The sequence below is a fragment of the Pseudomonas sp. 43(2021) genome (assembly GCF_017490805.1).
GTDB lineage: Bacteria > Pseudomonadota > Gammaproteobacteria > Pseudomonadales > Pseudomonadaceae > Aquipseudomonas.
Window position 1 is genome coordinate 13699 of sequence record NZ_JAFGYJ010000021.1, and the last position, 24945, is coordinate 38643.

General features: G+C 64.6%; 23 protein-coding genes. 11 read left to right on the forward strand and 12 right to left on the reverse strand.

Annotated features, from left to right (window positions below; translation table 11 throughout):
• Positions 1–23 precede the first annotated feature (23 nt).
• From J5M71_RS18255 to J5M71_RS18275, 5 genes are all read left to right on the forward strand, one after another.
• Positions 24–1517 (forward strand): RNA polymerase factor sigma-54, encoded by a 1494-nt coding sequence (locus tag J5M71_RS18255; protein ID WP_063911361.1) that lies wholly within the window; start codon positions 24–26, stop codon positions 1515–1517.
• A gap of 79 nt (positions 1518–1596) precedes the next feature.
• On the forward strand, positions 1597–1905 hold the full coding sequence (gene raiA, locus J5M71_RS18260) for a ribosome-associated translation inhibitor RaiA (RefSeq protein ID WP_003255135.1): 309 nt from the start codon (positions 1597–1599) through the stop codon (positions 1903–1905).
• Between the two features lie 12 nt (positions 1906–1917).
• Positions 1918–2382 (forward strand): PTS IIA-like nitrogen regulatory protein PtsN, encoded by a 465-nt coding sequence (gene ptsN / locus J5M71_RS18265; protein ID WP_015269060.1) that lies wholly within the window; start codon positions 1918–1920, stop codon positions 2380–2382.
• A gap of 2 nt (positions 2383–2384) precedes the next feature.
• Complete coding sequence (gene rapZ, locus J5M71_RS18270; RefSeq protein WP_207834688.1) at positions 2385–3239, forward strand: RNase adapter RapZ; 855 nt, start codon at positions 2385–2387, stop codon at positions 3237–3239.
• A 19-nt stretch (positions 3240–3258) separates the two neighbouring features.
• A complete protein-coding gene (locus tag J5M71_RS18275) occupies positions 3259–3531 on the forward strand; it encodes an HPr family phosphocarrier protein (RefSeq protein WP_013971075.1) in 273 nt (90 codons plus the stop codon).
• Positions 3532–3896: 365 nt separating this feature from the next.
• Here the strand turns inward: J5M71_RS18275 and J5M71_RS18280 are convergent, their stop codons facing one another.
• The 4 genes from J5M71_RS18280 to pmbA all read right to left on the reverse strand — a co-directional run bounded on the left by J5M71_RS18280 (position 3897) and on the right by pmbA (position 7927).
• Positions 3897–4508, reverse strand: a complete 612-nt coding sequence (locus J5M71_RS18280) for a superoxide dismutase (RefSeq protein WP_207834691.1) — start codon at positions 4506–4508, stop codon at positions 3897–3899.
• A 75-nt stretch (positions 4509–4583) separates the two neighbouring features.
• A complete protein-coding gene (locus tag J5M71_RS18285) occupies positions 4584–5960 on the reverse strand; it encodes a class II fumarate hydratase (protein WP_207834693.1) in 1377 nt (458 codons plus the stop codon).
• Complete coding sequence (locus tag J5M71_RS18290; RefSeq protein WP_063911358.1) at positions 5953–6354, reverse strand: hypothetical protein; 402 nt, start codon at positions 6352–6354, stop codon at positions 5953–5955. The genes J5M71_RS18285 and J5M71_RS18290 overlap by 8 nt, the downstream gene beginning before the upstream one ends.
• Positions 6355–6580: 226 nt before the next feature.
• Positions 6581–7927 carry a metalloprotease PmbA gene (gene pmbA, locus J5M71_RS18295; RefSeq protein ID WP_039612741.1) on the reverse strand — a complete coding sequence of 449 codons (1347 nt, stop codon included), beginning with the start codon at positions 7925–7927 and terminating at the stop codon, positions 6581–6583.
• 108 nt (positions 7928–8035) lie between these two features.
• Between pmbA and yjgA the strand changes: the two genes are divergently transcribed.
• The gene (gene yjgA / locus J5M71_RS18300) at positions 8036–8557 is read left to right on the forward strand and encodes a ribosome biogenesis factor YjgA (protein WP_207834694.1); all 522 of its coding nucleotides are present in this window, start codon (positions 8036–8038) and stop codon (positions 8555–8557) included.
• A 138-nt stretch (positions 8558–8695) separates the two neighbouring features.
• On the opposite strand, the gene tldD is transcribed toward yjgA, so the two are convergent.
• From tldD to mreB, 8 genes are all read right to left on the reverse strand, one after another.
• The gene (tldD, locus tag J5M71_RS18305; protein WP_207834703.1) at positions 8696–10135 is read right to left on the reverse strand and encodes a metalloprotease TldD; all 1440 of its coding nucleotides are present in this window, start codon (positions 10133–10135) and stop codon (positions 8696–8698) included.
• Between the two features lie 2 nt (positions 10136–10137).
• Positions 10138–10989, reverse strand: a complete 852-nt coding sequence (locus J5M71_RS18310) for a carbon-nitrogen hydrolase family protein (RefSeq protein ID WP_015269054.1) — start codon at positions 10987–10989, stop codon at positions 10138–10140.
• A gap of 8 nt (positions 10990–10997) precedes the next feature.
• Positions 10998–14831: a YhdP family protein gene (locus J5M71_RS18315; RefSeq protein ID WP_207834712.1), complete on the reverse strand. Its 3834-nt coding sequence runs from the start codon at positions 14829–14831 to the stop codon at positions 10998–11000.
• An 82-nt stretch (positions 14832–14913) separates the two neighbouring features.
• Positions 14914–16371: a ribonuclease G gene (gene rng, locus J5M71_RS18320; protein ID WP_207834714.1), complete on the reverse strand. Its 1458-nt coding sequence runs from the start codon at positions 16369–16371 to the stop codon at positions 14914–14916.
• Between the two features lie 54 nt (positions 16372–16425).
• Positions 16426–17127, reverse strand: coding sequence for a Maf family protein (locus tag J5M71_RS18325; protein WP_207834721.1), 702 nt, complete (start codon positions 17125–17127; stop codon positions 16426–16428).
• 33 nt (positions 17128–17160) lie between these two features.
• Positions 17161–17649 carry a rod shape-determining protein MreD gene (mreD, locus tag J5M71_RS18330; RefSeq protein WP_063911352.1) on the reverse strand — a complete coding sequence of 163 codons (489 nt, stop codon included), beginning with the start codon at positions 17647–17649 and terminating at the stop codon, positions 17161–17163.
• Positions 17649–18695 carry a rod shape-determining protein MreC gene (gene mreC / locus J5M71_RS18335; protein ID WP_082888235.1) on the reverse strand — a complete coding sequence of 349 codons (1047 nt, stop codon included), beginning with the start codon at positions 18693–18695 and terminating at the stop codon, positions 17649–17651. Before mreC ends, mreD begins: the two co-directional genes overlap by 1 nt.
• Before the next feature lie 166 nt (positions 18696–18861).
• Positions 18862–19899: a rod shape-determining protein MreB gene (gene mreB / locus J5M71_RS18340; protein ID WP_003255163.1), complete on the reverse strand. Its 1038-nt coding sequence runs from the start codon at positions 19897–19899 to the stop codon at positions 18862–18864.
• A gap of 205 nt (positions 19900–20104) precedes the next feature.
• Here mreB and gatC point away from each other — a divergent pair, with 205 nt between their 5' ends.
• The 5 genes from gatC to J5M71_RS18365 all read left to right on the forward strand — a co-directional run bounded on the left by gatC (position 20105) and on the right by J5M71_RS18365 (position 24945).
• Entirely contained in the window at positions 20105–20392 is a 288-nt protein-coding gene (gene gatC, locus J5M71_RS18345) for an Asp-tRNA(Asn)/Glu-tRNA(Gln) amidotransferase subunit GatC (protein WP_003255165.1), read from the forward strand.
• A 15-nt stretch (positions 20393–20407) separates the two neighbouring features.
• Positions 20408–21859, forward strand: coding sequence for an Asp-tRNA(Asn)/Glu-tRNA(Gln) amidotransferase subunit GatA (gene gatA / locus J5M71_RS18350; RefSeq protein WP_207834723.1), 1452 nt, complete (start codon positions 20408–20410; stop codon positions 21857–21859).
• Positions 21860–21870: 11 nt separating this feature from the next.
• Positions 21871–23316 carry an Asp-tRNA(Asn)/Glu-tRNA(Gln) amidotransferase subunit GatB gene (gene gatB, locus J5M71_RS18355; protein WP_207834725.1) on the forward strand — a complete coding sequence of 482 codons (1446 nt, stop codon included), beginning with the start codon at positions 21871–21873 and terminating at the stop codon, positions 23314–23316.
• Between the two features lie 144 nt (positions 23317–23460).
• On the forward strand, positions 23461–23841 hold the full coding sequence (locus J5M71_RS18360; protein WP_207834728.1) for a septal ring lytic transglycosylase RlpA family protein: 381 nt from the start codon (positions 23461–23463) through the stop codon (positions 23839–23841).
• A gap of 60 nt (positions 23842–23901) precedes the next feature.
• Complete coding sequence (locus J5M71_RS18365; RefSeq protein ID WP_207834862.1) at positions 23902–24945, forward strand: calcium/sodium antiporter; 1044 nt, start codon at positions 23902–23904, stop codon at positions 24943–24945.

A 24945-nucleotide genomic window follows, 5' to 3' on the forward strand; every position in this document is an offset into this window, starting at 1 on the left:
GAACAAGGTATTAAGCCCCAGCCATGAAACCATCGCTCGTCCTAAAAATGGGCCAGCAACTGACGATGACACCGCAGTTGCAACAGGCCATCCGCCTGCTCCAGCTCTCCACCCTGGACCTCCAACAGGAAATCCAGGAAGCGCTGGAGTCGAACCCGATGCTCGAACGTCAGGAAGACGGCGACGACTTCGACAACAGCGACCCGATGGCGGACAACGCCGAGAACAAGCCGGCCGCCGAAGTCCAGGACAACAGCTTCCAGGAAAGCACCACCAGTGCCGACACCCTGGAAGACGGTGAGTGGAGCGAGCGCATCCCCAACGAACTGCCAGTCGACACGGCCTGGGAAGACATCTACCAGACCAGTGCCAGCAGCCTGCCAAGCAACGATGACGACGAGTGGGACTTCACCACCCGCACATCGGCCGGCGAAAGCCTGCAAAGCCACCTGCTGTGGCAGCTGAACCTGGCACCGATGTCCGACACCGACCGCCTGATCGCCGTCACCCTGATCGACAGCATCAACGGCCAGGGCTACCTGGAAGACACTCTCGAGGAAATCTGCGCCGGTTTCGACCCGGAGCTGGATATCGAGCTGGACGAGGTCGAAGCGGTGCTGCACCGCATCCAGCAGTTCGAGCCCGCCGGCATTGCCGCCCGCAGCCTGGGCGAATGCCTGTTGCTGCAACTGCGCCAGCTGCCCGCCAACACCCCGTGGATGACCGAAGCCAAGCGCCTGGTCACAGATTTCATCGACCTGCTCGGCAGCCGTGACTACAGCCAGCTGATGCGTCGCATGAAAATCAAGGAAGACGAGCTGCGCCAGGTCATCGAGCTGGTACAAAGCCTCAACCCGCGCCCCGGCTCGCAGATCGAGTCCAGCGAGCCTGAGTACGTGGTGCCCGACGTCATCGTGCGCAAGGATAGCGACCGCTGGCTGGTGGAACTGAACCAGGAGGCCATCCCGCGCCTGCGCGTCAACCCGCAGTACGCCGGGTTCGTGCGCCGGGCCGACACCAGCGCCGACAACACCTTCATGCGCAACCAGCTGCAGGAAGCGCGCTGGTTCATCAAGAGCCTGCAAAGCCGCAACGAAACCCTGATGAAGGTGGCCACGCAGATCGTCGAGCACCAGCGCGGCTTCCTTGACCACGGTGACGAAGCGATGAAGCCGTTGGTGCTGCATGACATCGCCGAAGCGGTGGGCATGCACGAGTCGACCATTTCGCGGGTTACCACGCAGAAATACATGCATACACCGCGTGGCATCTACGAACTGAAATACTTTTTCTCCAGCCACGTCAGCACCTCCGAAGGCGGAGAATGCTCGTCCACGGCGATCCGCGCGATCATCAAGAAACTGGTTGCGGCGGAAAATCAGAAAAAGCCATTGAGTGACAGCAAGATCGCTGGTTTACTGGAGGCACAAGGCATCCAGGTAGCCCGTCGCACCGTCGCCAAGTACCGCGAGTCCCTCGGCATCGCACCGTCGAGCGAGCGCAAGCGACTGATGTAGCCCCTGAGATGTACCACAGCGTTTGTGGGGCAGGTGCAAGACCTGCCTCTTTATGCACGGGCAACAAAGGAGAAGCTGTATGCAAGTCAATATCAGTGGACAGCATGTAGAAGTCACCCAGCCACTGCGCGATTATGTGCTTGAAAAGCTCGCTCGCGTGGAAAGTCACTTCGACAAGATCACCAACGTGCAGGTCATCATGAAAGTCGAGAAGCTGCAGCAGAAGGTCGAGGCGACCTTGCAGATTCCCGGCGGCGAAGTGGTTGCCAACGCCGAACACGAAGACATGTATGCAGCGATCGATGCCTTGGCCGACAAGCTCGACCGCCAACTGAAAAAACACAAGGAAAAACAGCAAAGCCTGCTGCAAGGTGCAGCTGCCCGCTGATCCCCCTCATCCATGATCCGACTTGAAACCATCCTGACCCCCGGCCGTTCCCTCGTGAACGTGCCGGGCGGCAGCAAGAAGCGCGCCCTGGAAAAGGTCGCCACCGTCATCGCCGAACAAGTGCCAGAACTGGAGATGCAGGATGTCTTCGAAAAACTGGTCGCCCGGGAAAAACTCGGTTCGACCGGTTTCGGCAATGGCATCGCCATCCCGCACTGCCGGCTGGAAGGATGTTCCGCTCCGGTCAGTGCCCTGCTGCACCTGGAAGCCCCTATCGACTACGACGCCATCGATGGCGCGCCGGTGGACCTGCTGTTCGTCCTGCTGGTGCCGGAAGCCGCCACCGATGCCCATCTGGAACTGCTGCGCCAGATTGCCAGCATGCTCGATCGCAAGGAGGTCCGTGATCGCCTGCGTGCGGCCACCAGCAGCGAGGCCCTGTTCCAGGTTGTCCTGGACGTACAGAACGAGCACTGAACATGCGCCTGATCATCGTCAGCGGCCGGTCCGGCTCCGGCAAGAGCACCGCCCTCGATGTCCTGGAAGACAACGGTTTCTACTGCATTGACAACCTGCCCGCCGGGCTGCTGCCGCAGCTGGCGGAAAATGCGCTGATCAACACCGAATTGCAGCAACCCAAGGTCGCCGTGTCGATCGACGCGCGCAACCTGCCCAGCCACCTGACACGCTTCCCCGAACTGCTCGAAGAAGCACGCGCCCGGCACATCCAGTGCGACGTGCTGTACCTGGATGCCGATGAAGACATGCTGCTCAAGCGCTTCTCGGAAACCCGCCGACGCCACCCGCTGACAAACGCCAACCGCTCGCTCGCGGAAGCGATTCGTGTGGAAAGCGAATTGCTGGGGCCGATTGCGGACCTGGCCGACCTGAAGATCGATACCACCAACCTGAACCTTTACCAGCTGCGCGATTCGATCAAGCTGCGCCTGCTCAACCAGCCCGAGCCTGGCACCGCGTTCCTGGTCGAGTCGTTCGGTTTCAAGCGCGGAATGCCGGTCGATGCCGACCTGGTGTTCGATGTGCGCTGCCTGCCCAACCCCTACTGGAAGCCCGAGTTGCGTGAGCACTCCGGCCTCGACCAACCGGTGATCGACTACCTGGCCGCACAGCCGGATGTCGAAGAGATGTTCAACGACATTTCCAGCTACCTGCTCAAGTGGCTGCCCCGTTTCGCCGCCAGCAACCGTGCCTACGTTACCATTGCCATTGGCTGCACCGGCGGCCACCACCGCTCGGTGTATATCACCGAACGCCTTGGCCAGTTGCTGCAGCAATCCCTGAAAAACGTCCAGGTCCGCCACCGCGACCTCTAGCCCAAGGATCCACCCCACGATGCCCGCCCGTGAAATAACCATCATCAACAAGCTGGGTCTGCATGCCCGGGCGGCAGCCAAGTTCGTCGGCGTTGCCGGCCGCTTCCCCTGCCAGGTCAGGGTTGGCCGTGCGCCGGACAAGCTGGTGGATGGCAAGAGCATCATGGCGGTGATGATGCTGGCGGCCGGCAAAGGCACCCAGGTGCACCTGCATACCGAAGGTGAGCAGGACGACGATGCCATGGCAGCGCTGGTCGAGCTGATCAACAATTATTTCGACGAAGGCGAATGAATTTCGCTGGCCCGCACGGTCCTTGTGGGAACAGCTAGATTGCCCAGTCCTTTGGGCTGCGCAAGCGGTCCGCGTACCCTGTGGGAGCGGCTTTAGCCGCGAAGAATCCAACGCGGTGATGGCACCGGCTGCGCCGGTGTTCGCGGCTGAAGCCGCTCCCAAAGCGAAGCCGGTGTTCCCCCATCATCAGGCGCAAGCCAATACACAGCCCCAAGCCGGCCAGACCAGGTCCAACCAGGCGAAACCGCGCGCCAATAGCAGCGCAGTGCCTGCCAGCAACAGCAAAGTCCCAAGCGTCAGGCGAATCAGGCGAAACAAGCGCACACGGCTGACAGCCATCATCCCGGAGCGCATAACGGTGCGACTCACTTCAGGGCTTCGAGGTAGCGGCGCTCCACTTCCGCCCAGGCAATGACGTTGTAGAAGGCACCGATGTATTCCGGACGACGGTTCTGGTACTTCAGGTAGTAGGCATGCTCCCACACGTCCAGGCCGAGGATAGGCGTATTGCCGTGCATCAGCGGGCTGTCCTGGTTGCCGCTGCTTTCCACTGCCAGGGTTTTCTGCGGGGTCACGCTGAGCCAGGCCCAGCCACTGCCGAAGCGGGTCAGCGCAGCCTTGGTGAAGGCCTCCTTGAAGGCGTCGAAACCGCCCAGTTGCGCGCTGATGGCTTGCGCCAGCGAGCCCTGCGGCTCCCCCCCACCCTGCGGCGACATCACGGTCCAGAACAGGCTGTGGTTGGCGTGCCCGCCGCCATGATTGGTCACCGCACCACGCAGGTTTTCCGGCAGTTGCCTGACCGCACCGACCAGTTTTTCCACCGGCCACTCAGCCCACTCGGTGCCTTCGATGGCGGCGTTGAGGCCATTGACGTAGGTCTGGTGGTGCCTGGTGTGGTGGATTTCCATGGTCTGCGCGTCGATGTGCGGCTCCAGCGCAGCGTAGGCATAAGGCAGTGCAGGCAAGGTATGAGGCATGTCAGCAAATTCCGTAGGCATGGGTTGGGCGATGGCCAGCGCGGCCATCGCAGGCGCTTGGGCCGTGACTCCGGGTCAGATACCACCGGCGGTGAGTTTTTCCGGGTCAAGCAGCGCTTCCAGCTGGTCGCGCGACAGGTCGGTGTGCTCCAGCGCCACATCGATGATCGGTCGGCCCTGCTTGTAGGCGGTCTTGGCGATTTCGGCGGCCTTGAGGTAGCCGATGATCGGGTTCAGCGCGGTGACCAGGATCGGGTTGCGCGCCAGGGCTTCCTTGAGCTTGCTTTCGTTGACCTTGAAGCTGGCGATGGCCTTGTCGGCCAGCAGGCGGCTGACGTTGGCCATCAGCTCGATGCTCTCCAGCAGGTTGCGGGCGATCACCGGTAACATCACGTTCAGCTCGAAGTTGCCGGACTGACCGGCGATGGCGATGGTGGCATCGTTGCCGATCACCTGGGCGGCGACCATGGCGGTGGCCTCCGGAATCACCGGGTTGACCTTGCCTGGCATGATCGAAGAGCCCGGCTGCAGGCCTTGCAACTCGATTTCGCCCAGCCCGGCCAGCGGGCCGGAGTTCATCCAGCGCAAGTCGTTGGCGATCTTCATCAGCGCCACGGCAGTAGTCTTGAGCTGGCCCGACAGCGCCACGGCGGTGTCCTGCGAGCCGATCAGGGCGAACAGGTTCTGCCCGGGGGTGAACTCGACCTGCGTCAGGCCGCTGAGCTGGCGGGCGAAGCCGGCAGCGAACTGTGGGTGGGCGTTGATGCCGGTGCCCACGGCAGTGCCCCCCTGGGCCAGCGCCTGCAGGCTCGGCAGGCTCGCTTCGATGTGTGCCTTGGCGCCTGTGATCTGCGCCGCCCAGCCATCCAGCACCTGGCTCAGGCGCACGGGCATGGCGTCCATCAGGTGGGTGCGGCCGGTCTTCACGTACTGATGCACCTGTGCCGACTTGGCCTCGATCACCTGCACCAGGTGCGCCAAGGCTGGCAGTAATTGCTCGTGCAGGGCCAGGGCGGCGCTGACGTGGATGGTGGTCGGGATGATGTCGTTGCTGCTCTGGCCGCAGTTGACGTGGTCGTTGGCGTTGACGGCGTCACCCAGCACGCGGCTGGCCAGGGTGGCGATCACCTCGTTGGCGTTCATGTTCGAGCTGGTGCCAGAACCGGTCTGGAACACATCCACCGGGAAGTGCTGGATGAAATCTTCAGCCAGCAGCTGCTCGACTGCCTTGACGATGGCCTGTCCCTGCGCAGCCGACAGCTGTTCCAGTTCGACGTTGGCCTTGGCCGCGGCAGCCTTGGCCAGCAGCAACGCACGAATGAACTGGGCCGGCATGCGCTGGCCGCTGATCGGGAAGTTGTCGACCGCGCGCTGGGTCTGGGCACCGTACAGGGCCTGGGCCGGCACCTGCAGTTCGCCCATGCTGTCACGCTCGATACGGGTATCACTCATCATCAAATCCTTGCATCAGTTCATCGGGAGAAATCGACGGCAGCAGGCGGCAGTTGGCCAACTGCAGGGCGTAGGGCTGCCAACGCGGGTTCTGTGCCTCGCGGTCGAGGTTGCGCAGGTCCAGCAGCGGGCGCCAGGCCTGGTCCAGGCACAGGCAGCGCCAATGCCAGGGCAGCATGCGGTCGCAGGCGGTATCCAGCAGCAGGCGAAAGGAAGTCAGCGCCACCGTCCATGGCGAGGTCTCGGTGCAGCACACCAGGTAGCGCCCTTCGGCCAGGTAATGCTCGATCAGGCGCGGCTCGTCGGGTTCGAGCGCGCAGCGTATGCGTCGGCTGAGCCAACGCCAGTTTTCCAGGTAGGGCAGTTCGCGGAGGACGGGTTTCATGAACATCATCGCCGAGTTACTGGATAATGATATTCATTATTAAGTGATAACTAGAATCACTTCAAGAGAAAGGTGATGAAACAAAAACCCGGCGCGGGGCCGGGTCTTCGGTTTCATTGAAAATTCTGTAGTGCCTGCGCCGGCCTCTTCGCGGGTAAACCCGCTCCCACAAGGACCACGCCACGGTACCTGTGGGAGCGGGCAAGCCCGCGAAGAGGCTGGTGCAGGTTATGGATCAACTGCCTGCTACAGTCATCCGCTCGATCAGCACCGAGCCGGTGTGAATGTTGCTGCGGGTCTCAAGATCGCTGCCAATCGCGACAATCTGCTGGAACATGTCTTTCATGTTCCCGGCAATGGTCACTTCCTGCACCGCGTGCTGAATCTCGCCATTCTCGACCCAGAACCCTGCCGCGCCACGGGAATAATCCCCCGTCACCATGTTCAGGCCATGCCCCATCAGCTCGGTCACCAGCAGCCCGCGACCCATGCGGCGGATCAGCGCCGCCTGGTCTTCGACACCGTGGCTGACGAACAGGTTGTGCACGCCGCCGGCGTTGGCCGTGCTTGGCAACCCCAGCTTGCGCCCGGAATAGGTACCCAACAGGTACGACACCAGTTCGCCCTTGTCGACAAACGGCTTGGCATAGGTAGCCAGGCCATCGCCATCGAATGCGGCACTGCCCAGTGCCCGCGGAATGTGCGGACGCTCGTCGAGGGTCAGCCAGGTGGGGAACAGGCGCTGGCCAATGGTCCCCTCCAGGAACGAGGATTTGCGGTACAGGTTGCCGCCGGAGATGGCCGACAGGAAGCTGCCGAACAGGCCACCGGCCAGCTCGGCCGAGAACAGCACCGGCACCTCGCAGGTCGGCACCGGCCGCGCACCCAGGCGGCTGGCTGCACGCTGGGCGGCGCGCACGCCGATGCTACGCGGGTCGGCCAGCAGGTTGCCCTGGCGGTTCACGTCGTACCAGTAGTCACGCTGCATTTGCCCGTCGCCTTCGGCGATCATCACACAGCTCAGGCTGTGCCGGGTCGAGGCGTAGCCACCGATGAAGCCATGGCTGTTGCCATAAACGCGGCAGCCCTGATGGGTATTGAGGGTGGTACCGTCGGCATTGAGGATACGTGGGTCGGCGTCGAACGCCGCCGCCTCGCAGGCCAGGGCCATCTCGATGGCCTTCTCCGGCTCCAGGTTCCAGTCGTGGTACAGGTCCAGGTCCGGAATCTCGCGGGCCATCAGCGCTGCGTCGGCCAGGCCGGAACATTCGTCCTCGGAGGTATGCCTGGCAATTGCCAAGGCGGCGGCGACGGTTTCGCGGATCGCTTCCGGGCCACTGGCCGAGGTGCTGGCCGAGCCTTTGCGCTGGCCCACATAGAGGGTGATGCCAAAGCCCTGGTCGCGGTTGAACTCGACCGTTTCGACCTCACGCTGGCGTACCGTGGTGGACAGGCCCTGCTCCAGCGACACCGCCACTTCGCAGGCACTGGCCCCCTGGCGGCGCGCTTCGGCGATGATCGCCTCGACCTGCTCCTGCAATGCTGGCAGGTCCTTGGGACCTACGCTCTGGACTGCACTCATGGTTCTCTCCACTCAAATTCTGCGTTCGGCAAGGGTCATTCTACGACCGGGCCGGACAAGCGGCCCCCGACTGGTTATCATGGCGGCGATTTCTAGCGGACTGCCACCATGGTTGATTCAAACGACGACGCCTTCGACGGCGAAAAAAGCAAAACCCAGATCAAGCGCGAGCTGCATGCGCTGGTCGAACTCGGCGAGCGCCTTACCACGCTCAAGGCCGATACCCTGGCCCGCCTGCCGTTGACCGACGAGCTGCGCAAGGCCCTGGCCGAAGCCAGCAAGCACACCGCACACGGTGCCCGCAAACGCCACATGTCGTTCGTCGGCAAGCTGATGCGCGTGCAAGACCTGGATGCCATCCACGCCTTGCTCGAACAGATGGACAGCTCGACCCGCCAGTACAACGAACGCTTCCACAACCTGGAGCGCTGGCGCGACCGGCTGATCGACGGCAATGACGAAGACCTCGAGCGCTTCGTCAGCGAGTACCCCGACACCGACCGCCAGCAGCTGCGCTCGCTGGTACGCCATGCCCAGCACGAGAAGGCGCGGAACAAACCGCCTGCCGCCGCGCGCAAGGTGTTCAAGTACATCCGCGACCTGGACGAGCTGCAACGCGGCTTGCGCTGAATCGCTGGGGCCGCTTGGCGGCCCAATCGCCGCACAAGGCCGCTCCCACAGTAAGTGCGCTGCCATTTCTGCACGGCGCGGTCCCTGTGGGAGCGGCCTTGCGTCGCGAAAGGACCGCAAAGCGGTCCCAGATGGCCATCACGCCCCTGTACCGCCCACGGTAATCGCATCCAGCTTCAGGGTCGGCTGCCCGACCCCGACCGGCACCGACTGCCCGTCCTTGCCGCAAGTCCCTACCCCACTGTCCAGCGCCAGGTCGTTACCGACCATCGACACCCGGCTCATCGCCTCCGGGCCATTGCCGATCAGGGTTGCCCCCTTCACCGGCGCGGTAATCTTGCCGTCTTCGATCAGGTAGGCCTCACTGGTCGAGAACACGAACTTGCCGCTGGTGATGTCCACCTGGCCACCGCCGAGGTTGGCACAGTAGATGCCCTTCTTCACCGAAGCGATGATTTCCTGCGGGTCGCTTTCGCCAGCACGCATGTAGGTGTTGGTCATGCGCGGCATCGGCAGGTGCGCGTAGGATTCACGGCGGCCGTTGCCGGTCACCGCCATGCCCATCAGGCGCGCGTTCAGCTTGTCCTGCATGTAGCCCTTGAGCACACCGTTCTCGATCAGCGTGGTGCACTCGGTCGGGGTGCCTTCATCGTCCACGCTCAGCGAACCACGGCGGCCTTCGAGGGTGCCGTCGTCGACGATGGTGCACAGGCTCGACGCCACCTTCTCGCCAATGCGGCCGCTGAACGCCGAGCTGCCCTTGCGGTTGAAGTCACCTTCCAGGCCATGGCCGACAGCCTCGTGCAGCAGCACCCCTGACCAGCCCGAACCCAGCACCACCGGCAGGGTACCGGCCGGCGCCGGGATCGCTTCCAGGTTCACCAGGGCCTGGCGCAGCGCTTCGCGGGCATAGCCCATGACCCGTTCTTCGGTGAAGAAGCGGTAGTCGGTACGCCCGCCACCGCCCTGCCCGCCACGCTCGCGGCGGCCGTTCTGCTCGACGATGACGCTGACGTTGAAGCGCACCAGCGGGCGCACGTCGGCGGCCAGGCTGCCATCGGCTGCAGCGATCAGGATGCGCTCCCAGACCCCGGCCATGCTCACACTGACCTGCTGGATACGCGGGTCCAGGGCACGAGTAGCGGCGTCGACACGCTTGAGCAGCTCGACCTTTTCGGCACGGCTGAGCACATCCAGCGGGTTGTCCGCCGAATAAAGGGCGGTCACGTCCTGGCTGCGGAAGGCCTGTACCTTGCCGTTTTGCCCGGCACGCGAGATCGAACGGGCGGCCCGGGCGGCCGAGGTCAGCGCCTCGAGGTTGATCGCGTTGCTGTAGGCGAAGCCAGTCTTTTCACCGGACTGGGCACGCACGCCCACGCCCTGGTCGAGGTTGAAACTGCCCTCTTTGACGATGCCGTCTTCCAGCGCCCAGGTTTCCGAGATCTGGCCCTGGAAATACAGGTCGGCGGCATCGATGCCGGGGCCAGCCAACTCACCCAGCACGCTCTGCAGGCTGTCCAGGGTCAAGCCGCCTGGGGCCAGGAGCTGCTCACTGACGGTGGATAACATCTGGCTCATAGTCACTCCGAGGTGTGCGCAGGCCGCAACGCGCCCTGCGAGAAAAAGCGCCGGTGCGATACCACCGGCATGCGCGCCCGGATGGACGCTTGTTCGTCAATGTCGCGCTCGGCGAGCAGTACCGCTTCACCTTGCGCCTGTTCCGCGACGATGCGCCCCCAGGGGTCGACGATCGCCGCATGGCCATGGGTTTCCCGTGGCCCCGGGTGGGTACCACCCTGGGCCGCAGCCAGCAGGTAGCACTGGGTCTCGATGGCACGGGCGCGCACCAGCACTTCCCAGTGCGCCGCGCCCGTTACCGCAGTAAACGCGGCCGGCGCAGTGATCAGCTCCGCGCCGGCGGCGCGCAGCGCGCTGTACAGTTCGGGGAAGCGCAGGTCGTAGCACACGCTCAGCCCCAGCCGCCCCACCGGCGTATCAGCCACCACCACCTGGGCGCCGTGTGCGTAGTCGTCGGACTCGCGATAGCGGCCACGGTTGTCGGCAACGTCGACGTCGAACAGGTGCAGCTTGTCATAGCGTGCCGCTACCTCGCCGTGTTCGTCGATCAGCAGCGAGCAGGCATGAGCCTTGGCCTCGGGCTGGCCGACCGGTGGCAATGGCAAGGTACCGGCGACAATCCATAACTTGAGGTCGCGGGCGGTGCGTTTCAACCATGGCAGGATCGGCCCTTCGCCCAACGCTTCGGCGCGCCCGATGGCAGCGGCGTCCTTGCGTCCCATGGCGGCGAAGTTTTCCGGCAGCACGGCCAGCCGTGCACCGCCAGACGCGGCCTGCTCCAGCAGGGCACCGGCGCGCTGCAGGTTGGCCAGCACATCGTCCTGGCTGACCATCTGGATTACCGCTGCCTTCATGGGCACTCCTAGCGGGATTTCTCGAAAGGTTTCACAAATGTGATTCTAGGCTCTTTCACCGGCCCTTCGACACGGTAGTGCACGCTGGCGAAGCGCGACACGCGATCACCGATCAGCCGGTCGACCAGGAACAGCGCCCCGCCAACGGCCGGCGCGCCGACAATCAGGGCCGCCAGCGGCAGGTTGTTGGTCACCGGCAGGCTCACCTGCAGGTTGGCATCGACCCGGTCGCGTACAAGGTCCAGGGTACCGTCCAGCTCGAAGTTGCTCGACGGGCCGGTCACGGCGATTGGCTCGCGGGTCACGTAGACACCATCACTGGCCACCAGCAAGCCCTTGACCCGGTCGTAGGCCAGGCCCTTGTCGAACAGGTCGGAGAAGTCCAGGCGCAAGCGCCGGCCGATGGAGTTGAAGTTGAGCAGGCCGAACACCCGCAGCGCCTGGGCACTGCCTTCGACCTCGACGAACTGGCCGGTGCGCAGCGCTGCGTCCATGCTGCCGGAGAAGCGCTTGAGGCTCACCGAGGCCGGCGAACCCGGCCAGCGGCCATCCACATCCAGGCGGAAGTCGCGGCTGGTCACGGTCGGGGCAAAGCCCCAGGCCTTGAGCACATCCGCCAGGTTCTTGCCGTCCAGGCGCCCTTTGTACCAGCTGCTGGTGCTGCCCGGTTCGCCTTCCCAGCCGCCGCCACCATCGATACGCAGGCCCTTGAAGTCGAGGTCGATATCGCTGGCGGTCACGCCGCGCGCGGTCGGCCGCAGCTTGAGTGACGCGCTGCCGAACAGGTCGTCACCGCGGTAGAGCTTGTCGATGCTCAGGTCCAGCGCCGGCACCTTGCGCGGGTCGAACGAGGCCAGCGGGTCCGGGCCCTCCTCGGCCTGTGCCTCGGCCTGCTTTTCAGCAGCGCTGGCGGCGGGCAGGCGCAAGGTCTGCATGCGCACGACCATGGGCGCGCCCTTGGCGTCCGGCACCCGGGCGTTGCCGATGACCTCCTTGCTGTCGAGGCGCAGATCCCAGGCCGGGCCACCACGGGCCAGACGCACCACGGCCTGGTTCAGGTCCAGGCCAAAGGCTTTCAACTGGCCGATGCTCAGGTCGACGCCCTGCAGGTTCTGCCGCGCGCTACCGCCCGGATCGTCACCGGCCAGCCGCGCCGCCTGCTCTTGCCAGGGCGCCAGGTCCAGTGCCTCCAGGCGCCCGCGTACCCGCAGGCCCTGGCCGGCAGGTAGCTGGGCGTCACCTGCGCCCAGCAACAATTCGCCACGGCCCTGGGCCAGTTTGTCAGCCGGCGCAGCATAGGCGAAGCGGGCAAGGTCGGTGTAAGCAGCATCGAAGCGCCGTTCCGGGCCTTGCAGACTCATGCTGAACCGGCTGTCACGGGTATCTGCGGCCGCCTTGCCGAACGGTGCCGGCAGGTCGATGGCCAGGCCCTTGAGGCTGGAGGTGACACTCAGGCGGTTGTCCCGGCTACCCAAGCTGACCTGCAACTGGTACGGCAGGTCGCCGGACGCAGGCAAGGCCTGGTTGAACTGCAGCCAGTCGGTCAGCGCCTTGAGCGCGACCCGACCATTGGCGTTTATGCGGGTCTGCATCTGCCCTGGCTGGCCTTCGGCGGTGATTTGCGCCGTTACCGGCTTGCCGAAGGCCTGCAGGCTGATGCCCTTGCCGCTCAGGCCCTTGTCGAAATCGAAACTGAAGTCACCCTTCAGGCGGCTCAACTCCAGGCTAGGCGGCGCGACTTTCAGCCGCGCATCGCTGGTGGCAAAGTCCACCTGCACTTTCGGCCGCTCCCCGCGGACCAGCGGAATGTCGAGCTTGACCTTGCCCTTGAGCGGCCCCTCGCCCTCCCAGCCTGCGAAGATCTCGCCAGTGCCGATTGGCGCTTCCTTGAGGATCTTCAGGCCATCGCCCAGGCTGCCGTCGAAGTCGCCATCGAGGTACAGGTGGCTTTGCTGGCCCTCGTCGACATGCGGGATATCGACGCTCACATCACTGACCTTGGTGTCGAGCAGCACGCCGCGCTGGGCCTTGATGCGCACACCGCTGTCCTCGATGAACACATCACCATCCACGTGCTGCACCTGTGGCCAGCCCGGCTGGAAGTCCAGGGCTGCATCACGCACCTTGAAGAACAGGCTGATGCTGCGGGCTTCCGGTGCGGCGCCATGGTTCAACGAGCCCTGGTACTGGAAGTAGCCTTCGTCCACCGTGCCCTTGACGATCGCGCTGCGCAGCCATTCGTCGAGGGCCGGGCTGAGCACCTCGGGCAGGTACTTGGCGGTGTAGCGACCATCGCCTTCGGTCAGGCCGACGCGCAGGTCCATGTAGTCCTCGCGGCCCTCTTCGAACAACAGGCGAATGAGGAAGTCACCGGCGATCTTGCCCTCTTCGCCCAGTACCTTGAGGTAAGGCGCGACCAGGGTGAAACCTTCCTTGTCCAAGGCCCAGGTCAGGCGCGCATTGGCCTTCTGGTAGTGCCAGGGTTTGGCGAAGATCGGGTACAGGTGCAGCATGAATGCCTCGGTATCCAGGCGCAGTTCACCATGGCCAAGGTCACCGCTGATGCTGCCGCTGACATTACCGGCCGCCGGGGCATTGTGATAGGCATCGAAACCGACCTTCTCCAGGTTGGCCTCGAACTGCAGGCGCTGGTCACCCTCGGCCTTGGGCCGTGCTTGCAGGCGCACATTGCGCAGTGCGCCGGTCACCTTCAGGCCATCGACCACGGCCATGACCTTGTCCGGCAACGGCGCCAGGGCATCGATCAGCGGGGTCAACGCCGTGAGGTCGAGGCGGTCGGCCTGCACTTGCCAGCTTTCCGCGGCTGCATCCTCGCCAGGACGCTGCTGCAATTGCAGGTGCGATTCCCAACGGGTCTTGCCGATATCCATGGCCAGGGAATCGACCACTACATCGAAGCCTTGCTCCCGGCGCTGGAACCAGGCACCCAGGGCCAGGTTGTTCAGTGTGGCCGCCTTGCGCCCGGCATAGGCGCCCTGCAGCTCGGGTGCATTGAGGCGCACCACGCCCTGCTGCAACTGCCCGTTGCGCCAGTCGACCCAGAACTCGCCGCCCGCCCGCAAGGCGTCGGCATGCCACTGGCCCAGCAGGCGAGGCGGCAGCCAGCGCGCCCAGTCACTCTGCGGCAGGCTCAGGTAGGCTTCGACCTGGCCGTCGCGCCAGGCGTTGGCCGACGCACGGCTGCGCAGGTTCAGCGCCAGGGGCTGGCCATCGGGCAGGGTCGCGCGCAGGTCCAGGGCCTGGCGCGAAGCCCCGGCCTGCAGGCCGGCGCTCACGTAAGTCAGGGTCAGCGGGTCGCGCTGCCAGGGGTGCAGGGTGACCTGGCTGTCGAACACATCGATGCGGCCCAGCTGGCGCAGGCGCTGCAGCAACTCGGCCGGGTCGAGCGGCGCATCGTTCTGCTTTGGCAAGCCTTCGAGGCTCCAGGCCCCCTGCTCGTTCTCGCGCAGGATCAGTTGCAGACCGCCCAGCTGAATGCGTGCCAGGCGTACTTCGCGGGCGGTGAGGCTGGCCCAGACATCGGGTACTACCTTGACGTCGTCCAGGCGCAGGGCCGTGGCCCCATCGCCCAGTTGCAGGTCGCGCACCCGCAGCACCGGCGCCAGGCCGCTCCAGCGGCCTTCCAGGGCACCGACGTGCACGGGCAACCCCAAGGCTTGCTCGGCCTTGGCCTCCACATCGGCGCGGTACTCGGCCACCAACGGCACCAGTTCGCGACCGAGGCTGACATACAGCGCCACCAGTACCGCCAGCAGGGCGCAAACGCCCAGGCCCCAGCGGGTCAAGGCGACAAGAACGCGGGTCAGACGTCCCATGGCCATGGCCCTCCAGGTCGTTTATCCATGATGGCCCGTCGTACCGGTTTTGCCAGCCCGGGCCACCCGTGGCGCGTTTCAGAAGGCCTCAGAGCAGCACCACATCGTATTGTTCCTGCGAATACATCGACTCCACCTGGAAACGAATGGTTCGGCCGATGAAGGCCTCCAGCTCCGCGACGTTACCGGACTCTTCATCCAGCAACCGGTCGACTACCTTCTGGTTGGCCAGCACGCGGTAGCCTTCGGCCTGGTAGGCACGGGCCTCGCGCAGGATCTCGCGGAAGATTTCGTAACAGATGGTCTCGGGGGTTTTCAGCTTGCCGCGGCCCTGGCAGGCCAGGCAGGGCTCGCACAGCACTTGTTCCAGGCTTTCCCGCGTGCGCTTGCGGGTCATCTGTACCAGGCCCAGTTCGGTGATACCGATAATGTTGGTCTTGGCGTGATCGCGCTCCAGCTGCTTTTCCAGGGTGCGCAGCACCTGGCGCTGGTGCTCTTCGTCTTCCATGTCGATGAAGTCGATGATGATGATGCCGCCAATGTTGCGCAGGCGCAGTTGCCGGGCGATGGCGGTGGCGGCCTCGAGGTTGGTCTTGAAGATGGTCTCTTCAAGGTTGCGATGGCCGACGAAGGCGCCGGTGTTCACATCGATGGTGGTCATCGCTTCAGCCGGATCGACCACCAGGTAGCCACCGGACTTGAGCGGTACCTTGCGCTCCAGCGCGCGCTGGATCTCGTCCTCGACACCGTACAGGTCGAAGATCGGCCGTTCGCCCGGATAGTGTTCGAGGCGGTCGGCGATTTCCGGCATCAGCTCGCCAACGAACTGCGTGGTCTTCTGGAAGGTTTCCCGCGAGTCGATGCGGATCTTCTCGATCTTCGGGTTGACCAGGTCGCGCAGGGTACGCAGGGCAAGGCCCAGGTCCTCGTAGATGACCGTGGGCGCGCCGCAGGTCTTGATCTGGGTGCCGATCTGCTCCCACAAGCGGCGCAGGTAGCGAATGTCCTGCAGGATCTCTTCGGCGCGCGCGCCTTCGGCCGCAGTGCGCAGGATGAAGCCGCCAGCGTCCTTGATGTTCTCGCTTACCATGCAGTCGCTGACCACCTGCTTGAGGCGCTCGCGCTCGGCTTCGTCTTCGATCTTCAGGGAAATGCCGACATGGCTGCTGCGCGGCATGTACACCAGGTAGCGCGACGGGATCGACAGCTGGGTGGTCAGGCGCGCGCCCTTGGTGCCGATCGGGTCCTTGGTCACCTGTACCACCAGGGCCTGGCCTTCATGCACCAGGGCGGTGATGTTCTCTACCGCCGAGCCTTCACGCTGGGATATTTCCGAGGCATGGATGAACGCCGCACGCTCCAGGCCGATGTCGACGAAGGCCGCCTGCATGCCCGGCAGCACGCGCACCACCTTGCCCTTGTAGATGTTGCCGACGATGCCCCGGCGCTGGGTGCGCTCGACGTGCACTTCCTGCAGCACCCCGTTTTCCACCACCGCCACGCGTGACTCCATCGGGGTGATGTTGATCAGGATCTCTTCACTCATGGCAGGCTCTCGTCAAAGGTCTTGGGTAATGATGGATGGCGTATGCAGTGCTGGCTACCGCTGGTTTGTTACCTCTGGCGTATGCGCGGGCGATTGCCAGCAGGCGATGCCGAACTGGCCAAGCAGCTCGGCCGTTTCACTGAGGGGCAGGCCGACCACCGCCGAGTAGCTGCCGGAAAGGCCGGTGACGAACACCGCGCCCAAGCCCTGGATGGCATAGCCGCCGGCCTTGTCCGTGGGCTCGCCGCTGGCCCAGTAGCGTTGCGCTTCATCGGCGCTGATCACACGGAAGCGCACCTTGCTGGTGACGCACAGGCTGTGCACGCGCTGGCCATCGCTGACGGCGACCGCGGTCAGCACCTGGTGCTCGCGGCCCGACAGGTCGGCCAGCATGGCCAGGGCATCTTCGCGGTTTTCCGGTTTGCCGAGAATACGACCATCGAGCACCACGGCGGTGTCTGCGCCCAGCACTACAGCGGGCCCCTTTGGGGCCTTCGCGGGCACGCCCGCTCCCACAGGATCGGCGCTGTACCTGTGGGAGCGGGCATGGCCGCGAATGGCCTGCACTGGAGGTTCCAGGCTAGCCAGGCCGGCGGCAGCCTTGGCCCGGGCCAGGCGCTCGACGTAGGCCGGGGCGCTTTCATTGGGCAGCGGGGTTTCATCGATGGGGGCACTGACGACGCTGAACGGCACACCGATCTGGGTCAGTAGTTCACGACGACGGGGCGAGCCGGAGGCCAGATATAGTGGGTTCATGCAGACATCTCCCTGTCAGTCGCGGCGGCGCCGTCAATTGATATGCAAGCGTCGGCGCAGGTCGCGCAGGGCGAAGCTGATCCACGGCCAGAGCAAGGCACTGATCACCGCCGACCAGACCAGCGCCAGGGTGGGCAGGCGATTGCCGGTCAGCGCGCTGAGCCACAGCTGGATCAGCTGGGCGATGCCGAAGATCACCAGGATCACCAGGCTCTGCTGCCACATGGGGAACATGCGCAGGCGCTGCTGCAAGGACAGCACCAGGAAGGTGATGAGGGTGAGGATCAGCGCGTTCTGCCCCAGCAGGGTGCCGTACAGCACATCCTCGGCCAGGCCCAGCACGAACGCGGTGGTCATGCCGACCTTGTTCGGCACGGCGAGGGTCCAGAACGACACCAGCAAGGCCAGCCACATGGGCCGGAACACGTCCATGAACTGCGGCATGGGCGAGACGCTGAGCAGCAGGCCGATGGCGAAAGTCAGCCAGATGACCCAGCCGTTGTTGCGGCGTGATGCAGCCATCATTGCCTCCGGGTGTGAGCGGGTGCGGCAGCCGGCGTAGCAGGTGCGGCCGCCGGGGCTGCAGGCTGCGCAGCCGGGGCTACCGGGGCCGCAGGTGTGGCCGGCGCGGCAGGCGCCGGTGCAACGTGCTCGCCCGTCGTGGCCGGCTGGCCTGGGGCCGAGGCGCCCTTGCGGTCAGCCTCTTCCTGGGCGATGCCGGCATCGGTGGCGCGCTGCTCCGGGGTACGTCGGTCACTGAACACCAGCAGCATGTAGCGGCTGCGGTTGAGCGCGGCGGTGGGGATGGCGCGAACGATGGCGAACGGCTGGCCGGAATCGTGAATCACTTCGTTGACCGTGGCCACCGGGTAGCCGGCCGGGAAACGTTGCCCCATGCCGGAACTGACCAGCAGGTCGCCTTCCTTGATGTCGGCGGTATCGGCCACATGGCGCAGCTCCAGGCGCTCCGGGTTGCCGGTGCCGCTGGCGATGGCGCGCAGGCCATTGCGGTTGACCTGCACCGGGATGCTATGGGTGGTATCGGTCAGCAACAGTACCCGCGAGGTGTAGGGCATCAGCTCGACCACCTGGCCCATCAGGCCACGGGCATCGAGCACCGGTTGGCCCAGGAACACGCCATCACGCTCGCCCTTGTTGATCAGGATGCGGTGGGTGAACGGGTTGGGGTCGACACCGATCAGCTCGGCCACTTCGACCTTTTCATTGACCAGCGCCGAGGAGTTGAGCAACTCGCGCAGGCGCACGTTCTGCTCGGTCAGGGCTGCCAGCTTCTGCAGGCGCCCCTGCAACAGCAGGGCTTCGGTCTTGAGCTTTTCGTTTTCGGCGATCAGTTCGGTGCGGCTGCCGAACTGGCCGGCCACACCTTGCCACGCACGCTGCGGCAGGTCGGTGATCCAGTACGACTCCATGAGTACCAGGCCCATCTGGCTGCGCACCGGCTTGAGCACGTCGAAGCGCGCGTCGACAACCATCAACGCGACCGACATCACCACCAGGACGAGCAGGCGAACGCCCAGCGAAGGGCCCTTGGAGAAAAGCGGTTTAATGGGCCGTTCCTCGTGGACGACTCAGGAGGTCATTGGACATGGGACAACGCACCAGCCTGGTTGCGGGTTGACGGATACGGCGCCCCGAACGGGCGCCAGCCCAGCACATACAGGTAGCACTGTGCGTACTACCTGTAAACCGGGCGCTCGTGAACAGCGAGCGGGATCACTCGCTGGAGAGCAGGTCCATCGCGTGCTTGTCCATCATCTCCAGGGCGCGACCGCCGCCACGGGCGACACAGGTCAGCGGGTCTTCGGCGACGATCACCGGCAGGCCGGTTTCCTGGGCCAGCAGCTTGTCCAGGTCACGCAGCAGCGCGCCACCACCGGTCAGCACCAGGCCACGCTCGGCGATGTCCGAGGCCAGCTCGGGCGGCGATTGCTCCAGGGCGCTCTTGACCGCCTGGACGATGGTCGCCAGGGATTCCTGCAGCGCTTCGAGCACTTCGTTGGAGTTCAGGGTGAAGGCACGTGGTACGCCCTCGGCCAGGTTGCGGCCGCGCACGTCGACTTCGCGTACTTCGCCGCCCGGGTAGGCAGTACCGATTTCCTGCTTGATGCGCTCGGCGGTGGACTCGCCGATCAGGCTGCCGTAGTTGCGGCGCACGTAGGTGACGATGGCTTCGTCGAAGCGGTCGCCGCCAACGCGGACAGATTCGGCATAGACCACGCCGTTCAGGGAGATCAGCGCGATTTCAGTGGTACCACCACCGATATCGACGACCATCGAACCGCGGGCCTCTTCGACCGGCAGGCCGGCACCAATGGCGGCGGCCATCGGTTCTTCGATCAGGAACACTTCACGGGCACCGGCGCCCAGGGCCGACTCGCGAATGGCGCGGCGCTCTACCTGAGTCGACTTGCATGGCACGCAGATCAGCACGCGCGGGCTCGGCTGCAGGAAGCTGTTCTCGTGCACCTTGTTGATAAAATATTGCAACATTTTTTCGCAGACGCTGAAGTCGGCGATGACGCCGTCCTTCATCGGACGAATGGCAGCAATGTTGCCAGGCGTACGGCCCAGCATGCGCTTGGCTTCGGTACCGACGGCGACGACGCTTTTCTGGTTGCCATGGGTACGGATGGCAACAACCGAGGGCTCATTCAGGACGATACCGCGCTCACGCACGTAAATAAGGGTGTTGGCAGTACCCAGGTCGATGGACAGATCGCTGGAAAACATGCCACGCAGTTTCTTGAACATGGGAAAGTGACCCTGGGGAAAGCGTGGGTAAAAAAGTGCGGCAAACTCTAACAATGGCAGGGATTTTGGGCAAGGAGCCAATATGTTAAATTGGCTGTTTTTCCGAGCACGCCAGCAGAATTTCGCGGCCGTTAGACCGCCAGAAAGCTGACATGTTCCTCACTCCGGAGCCAAATTCCGGTCTTTGTTTCCCCTGGAGATCCCCATGGCGCTTGAACGCTGCGACGTGGAAAAGATCGCCCATCTGGCCCGTCTGGGCCTGAATGATGGCGAACTGCCACGCATTACCGACGCACTGAACAGCATTCTCGGGCTGGTCGACCAGATGCAAGCGGTCGACACTACTGGCATCGAGCCACTGGCCCACCCCCTGGAGGCCAGCCAGCGTCTGCGTCCCGACCAGGTCACCGAGAGCAACCAGCGCGACGCCTACCAGGCCATCGCGCCATCGACCGAAAGCGGTCTGTACCTGGTTCCCAAAGTCATCGAGTAAGGGATAGAGCCTGCCATGCATCAATTGACCCTGGCCGAGATCGCCCGCGGACTCGCCGACAAGTCGTTTTCCTCCGAAGAGCTGACCGGCGCCCTGCTGGCGCGCATCAAGCAGCTCGACCCGCAAATCAACAGCTTCATCAGCGTCACCGAAGACCTGGCCCTGGGCCAGGCGCGTGCCGCCGACGCCCGTCGCGCCGCTGGCGAAACCGGCGCGCTGCTGGGTGCCCCGATCGCACACAAGGACCTGTTCTGCACCAACGGCGTACGCACCAGCTGCGGCTCGAAGATGCTCGACAACTTCAAGGCGCCGTATGACGCCACCGTGGTTGCCAAGCTGGCCGATGCCGGCATGGTCACCCTGGGCAAGACCAACATGGACGAATTCGCCATGGGTTCGGCCAACGAATCCAGCTACTACGGCGCGGTGAAGAACCCCTGGAACCTCGAGCACGTCCCGGGCGGCTCGTCGGGCGGTTCGGCCGCGGCGGTGGCTGCGCGCCTGCTGCCGGCCACCACCGGCACCGACACCGGCGGCTCGATCCGCCAACCGGCGGCACTGACCAACCTCACCGGCCTCAAGCCGACCTACGGTCGCGTGTCGCGCTGGGGCATGATCGCCTACGCCTCCAGCCTCGACCAGGGCGGCCCGCTGGCCCGCACCGCCGAAGACTGCGCCCTGCTGCTGCAAGGCATGGCCGGCTTCGACGCCAAGGACTCCACCAGCATCGAAGAGCCGGTGCCGGACTACAGCGCCAACCTGAATGCTTCGCTGCAGGGCCTGCGCATCGGCCTGCCGAAGGAATACTTCGGTGCCGGCCTGGACCCACGCATTGCCGACCTGGTCCAGGCCAGCGTCAAGGAACTGGAAAAGCTCGGCGCGGTGGTCAAGGAAATCAGCCTGCCGAACATGCAGCACGCCATCCCGGCCTACTACGTGATCGCCCCCGCTGAAGCCTCGTCCAACCTGTCGCGTTTCGACGGCGTGCGCTTCGGCTACCGCTGCGAAAACCCGAAAGACCTCACCGACCTGTACAAGCGTTCCCGTGGCGAAGGCTTCGGCGTCGAAGTGCAGCGCCGCATCATGGTCGGCACCTACGCCCTGTCGGCTGGCTACTACGACGCCTACTACGTGAAGGCGCAACAGATCCGCCGCCTGATCAAGAACGACTTCATGGCAGCCTTCAACGACGTCGACCTGATCCTCGGCCCGACCACGCCAAACCCGGCCTGGAAGCTCGGCGCCAAGAGCAGCGACCCGGTCGCCGCCTACCTGGAAGACGTCTACACCATCACCGCCAACCTGGCGGGCCTGCCGGGCCTGTCGATGCCAGCCGGCTTCGTCGACGGCCTGCCGGTCGGCGTGCAACTGCTGGCGCCATACTTCCAGGAAGGCCGCCTGCTCAACGTCGCGCACCGCTACCAGCAAGTGACCGACTGGCACACCCGCGCCCCCAACGGCTTCTGAGGAATTCACACATGCAATGGGAAGTTGTGATCGGGCTGGAAATCCACACTCAGCTCGCCACCCAGTCGAAGATCTTCTCCGGCAGCGCCACCACCTTCGGTTCCGAGCCGAACACCCAGGCCAGCCTGGTTGACCTGGGCATGCCAGGCGTACTGCCGGTACTGAACCAGGAAGCCGTGCGCATGGCGTGCATGTTCGGCCTGGCCATCGATGCCGAGATCGGCAAGCGCAACGTGTTCGCACGCAAGAACTACTTCTACCCCGACCTGCCCAAGGGCTACCAGATCAGCCAGATGGACCTGCCGATCGTCGGCAAGGGCCACCTGGACATCGCCCTGGAAGACGGCACCATCAAGCGCATCGGGGTAACCCGCGCGCACCTGGAAGAAGACGCCGGCAAGAGCCTGCACGAAGACTTCAGCGGCTCCACCGGCATCGACCTGAACCGTGCCGGCACCCCGCTGCTGGAAATCGTTTCCGAGCCGGACATGCGCAGCGCCAAGGAAGCGGTGGCCTACGTCAAGGCGATCCACGCGCTGGTACGTTACCTGGGCATCTGCGACGGCAACATGGCCGAAGGCTCGCTGCGCTGCGACTGCAACGTGTCGATCCGCCCGAAAGGCCAGACCGAGTTCGGCACCCGCTGCGAGATCAAGAACGTCAACTCGTTCCGCTTCATCGAGCGCGCGATCAACAGCGAGATCCAGCGCCAGATCGACCTGATCGAGGACGGCGGCAAAGTGGTGCAGGAAACCCGCCTGTACGACCCGAACAAAGACGAGACCCGTTCCATGCGCAGCAAGGAGGAAGCCAACGACTACCGTTACTTCCCCGACCCGGACCTGCTGCCGGTGGTCATCGAGGACAGCTTCCTCGAAACCGTCCGTGCCGGCTTGCCGGAGCTGCCAACGCAGAAGGTCGAGCGCTTCCAGAGCCAGTACGGCCTGTCGGCCTACGACGCCAACGTGCTGGCATCCAGCCGCGAACAGGCGGACTACTTCGAGGAAGTGGTGAGGATCGGTGGCGACGCCAAGCTGGCTGCCAACTGGGTCATGGTCGAACTGGGCAGCCTGCTGAACAAGCTGGGCATCGAGATCGACCAGGCGCCGGTCAGCGCCGCGCAACTGGGCGGCATGCTGTTGCGTATTCGCGACAACACCATCAGCGGCAAGATCGCCAAGACTGTGTTCGAGGCCATGGCTGCCGGTGAAGGCGATGCCGACAGCATCATCGAAAGCAAAGGCCTGAAGCAGGTCACCGATACCGGTGCGATCGACAAGATGCTCGACGAAATGCTGGCGGCCAACGCCGAGCAGGTCGAACAGTACCGCGCAGCCGACGAGGCCAAGCGTGGCAAGATGTTCGGCTTCTTCGTCGGCCAGGCGATGAAAGCCTCCAAAGGCAAGGCCAACCCGGGGCAAGTGAACCAATTGCTCAAGGCCAAGCTCGAAGGGTGATTGTTTTATCCCTGTAGTCCTGCGAGGGCTTCGCCCTCGTTCGCGGCTGAAGCCGCTCCCACAGGTACAGCGCTGCTCTCGACAGCGGTGATATACCTGTGGGAGCGGCTTTAGCCGCGAATGGGCCATATCGGAGCATCTGAATTGCTAAAACGATCCCTGAGCACCCTCGCCCTCCTCTCCCTGCTGGCCGGCTGCGCCAGCCAGGACGTCGACGTCGACCCCGACGGCTACGACAAGACCGGCACCGCCTCCTATTACGGCGCGCGCCATCATGGCAAACGCACCGCCAGCGGCGAACCGTTCAACCAGCACGGCCTCACCGCCGCCCACCGTAGCCTGCCCTTCGGCACCCGGGTACGGGTGACCAACCTGGCCAATCAGCGCAGCGTCGTGGTACGCATCAACGACCGCGGCCCACATACCCGCGGCCGCCTGATCGATCTATCACGTGCCGCTGCAGAAAAAATCGGCATGATCCGTAGCGGAACCGCACGCGTGCGGGTACAAGGGCTTAGCAACTGACGCGACAGGAGTCCGACCATTTTCGACCTCGCCACCCTTCCCACCTTCAGCCTCCTGCAACTGGGTATCGCCCTGCTGTTGCTGGTCGGCGGTGCCGAACTGCTGGTGCGCGCAGCCCTGCGCCTGGCCCAGCGCCTGCACGTACGCCCGCTGATCATCGGCCTGAGCCTGGTGGCCTTCGGCAGCACCGCTCCACAAATGACCGTGAGCCTGCAGGCTGCCTACCAGGGCGTGCCGGATGTGGCGGTGGGCAGCGTAATCGGCAGCAATATCTTCAACGTACTGGTCATTCTCGGCCTGGCCGCCCTGATCATCCCGCTGCGCGTGTCGCGGCAACTGGTACGCCTGGACATTCCACTGATGATCGTCGCCAGCGCCCTGGTCTACGCGTTATCCGCCAACGGCCACCTGGGCCGGGTCGAAGGCGTGTTGCTGCTGATCGGCCTGGCCGGCTACCTGGCGATACTCTGGCACCAGTCGCGCCACTACGCACGCACCTACCCCGCTCCGGCCGCCGTCACAAACGGCGCCGGGCGCTTCTGGTCGGGCACGCTGCTGCAGGTGCTGGCCGGCCTGGGCCTGTTGAGCCTGGCGGGCCATTTGTTGCTAGAGGCCGCCGTAGAAGTGGCCACCGACCTGGGCCTGTCCGAGCGCATCATCGGCCTGACCGTCGTTGCCATCTGCACCTCCCTGCCGGAACTGGCCGCCGCGCTGATCGCCGCCCTGCGCGGCGAACGGGAAATCGCCGTAGGCACAGTGATCGGCAGCAACCTGTTCAACCTGCTGGCCGTGCTGGGCCTGACCGCAGTGGTCACCCCCGAGCCACTGTCGATCTCGCCCAACGCCCTGGCCTTCGACCTGCCGGTGATGCTCGGTGTTGCCGCGCTGAGCCTGCCGGTGTTCTATTCCGGCTACCGCATCACCCGCGCCGAAGGCCTGGTGTTCCTCTGCCTGTACCTGGCCTATGGGCTGCACGTCGCGGCGTTTACCATGGGCATGCCACTGGCCGGCCGCCTGGAGCGGTTGATGCTGTTCTACGTACTGCCGGTGCTCGCCATGGTGTTGCTGTACACCACCATACGAGCCTGGCGCCGCCAACACTAA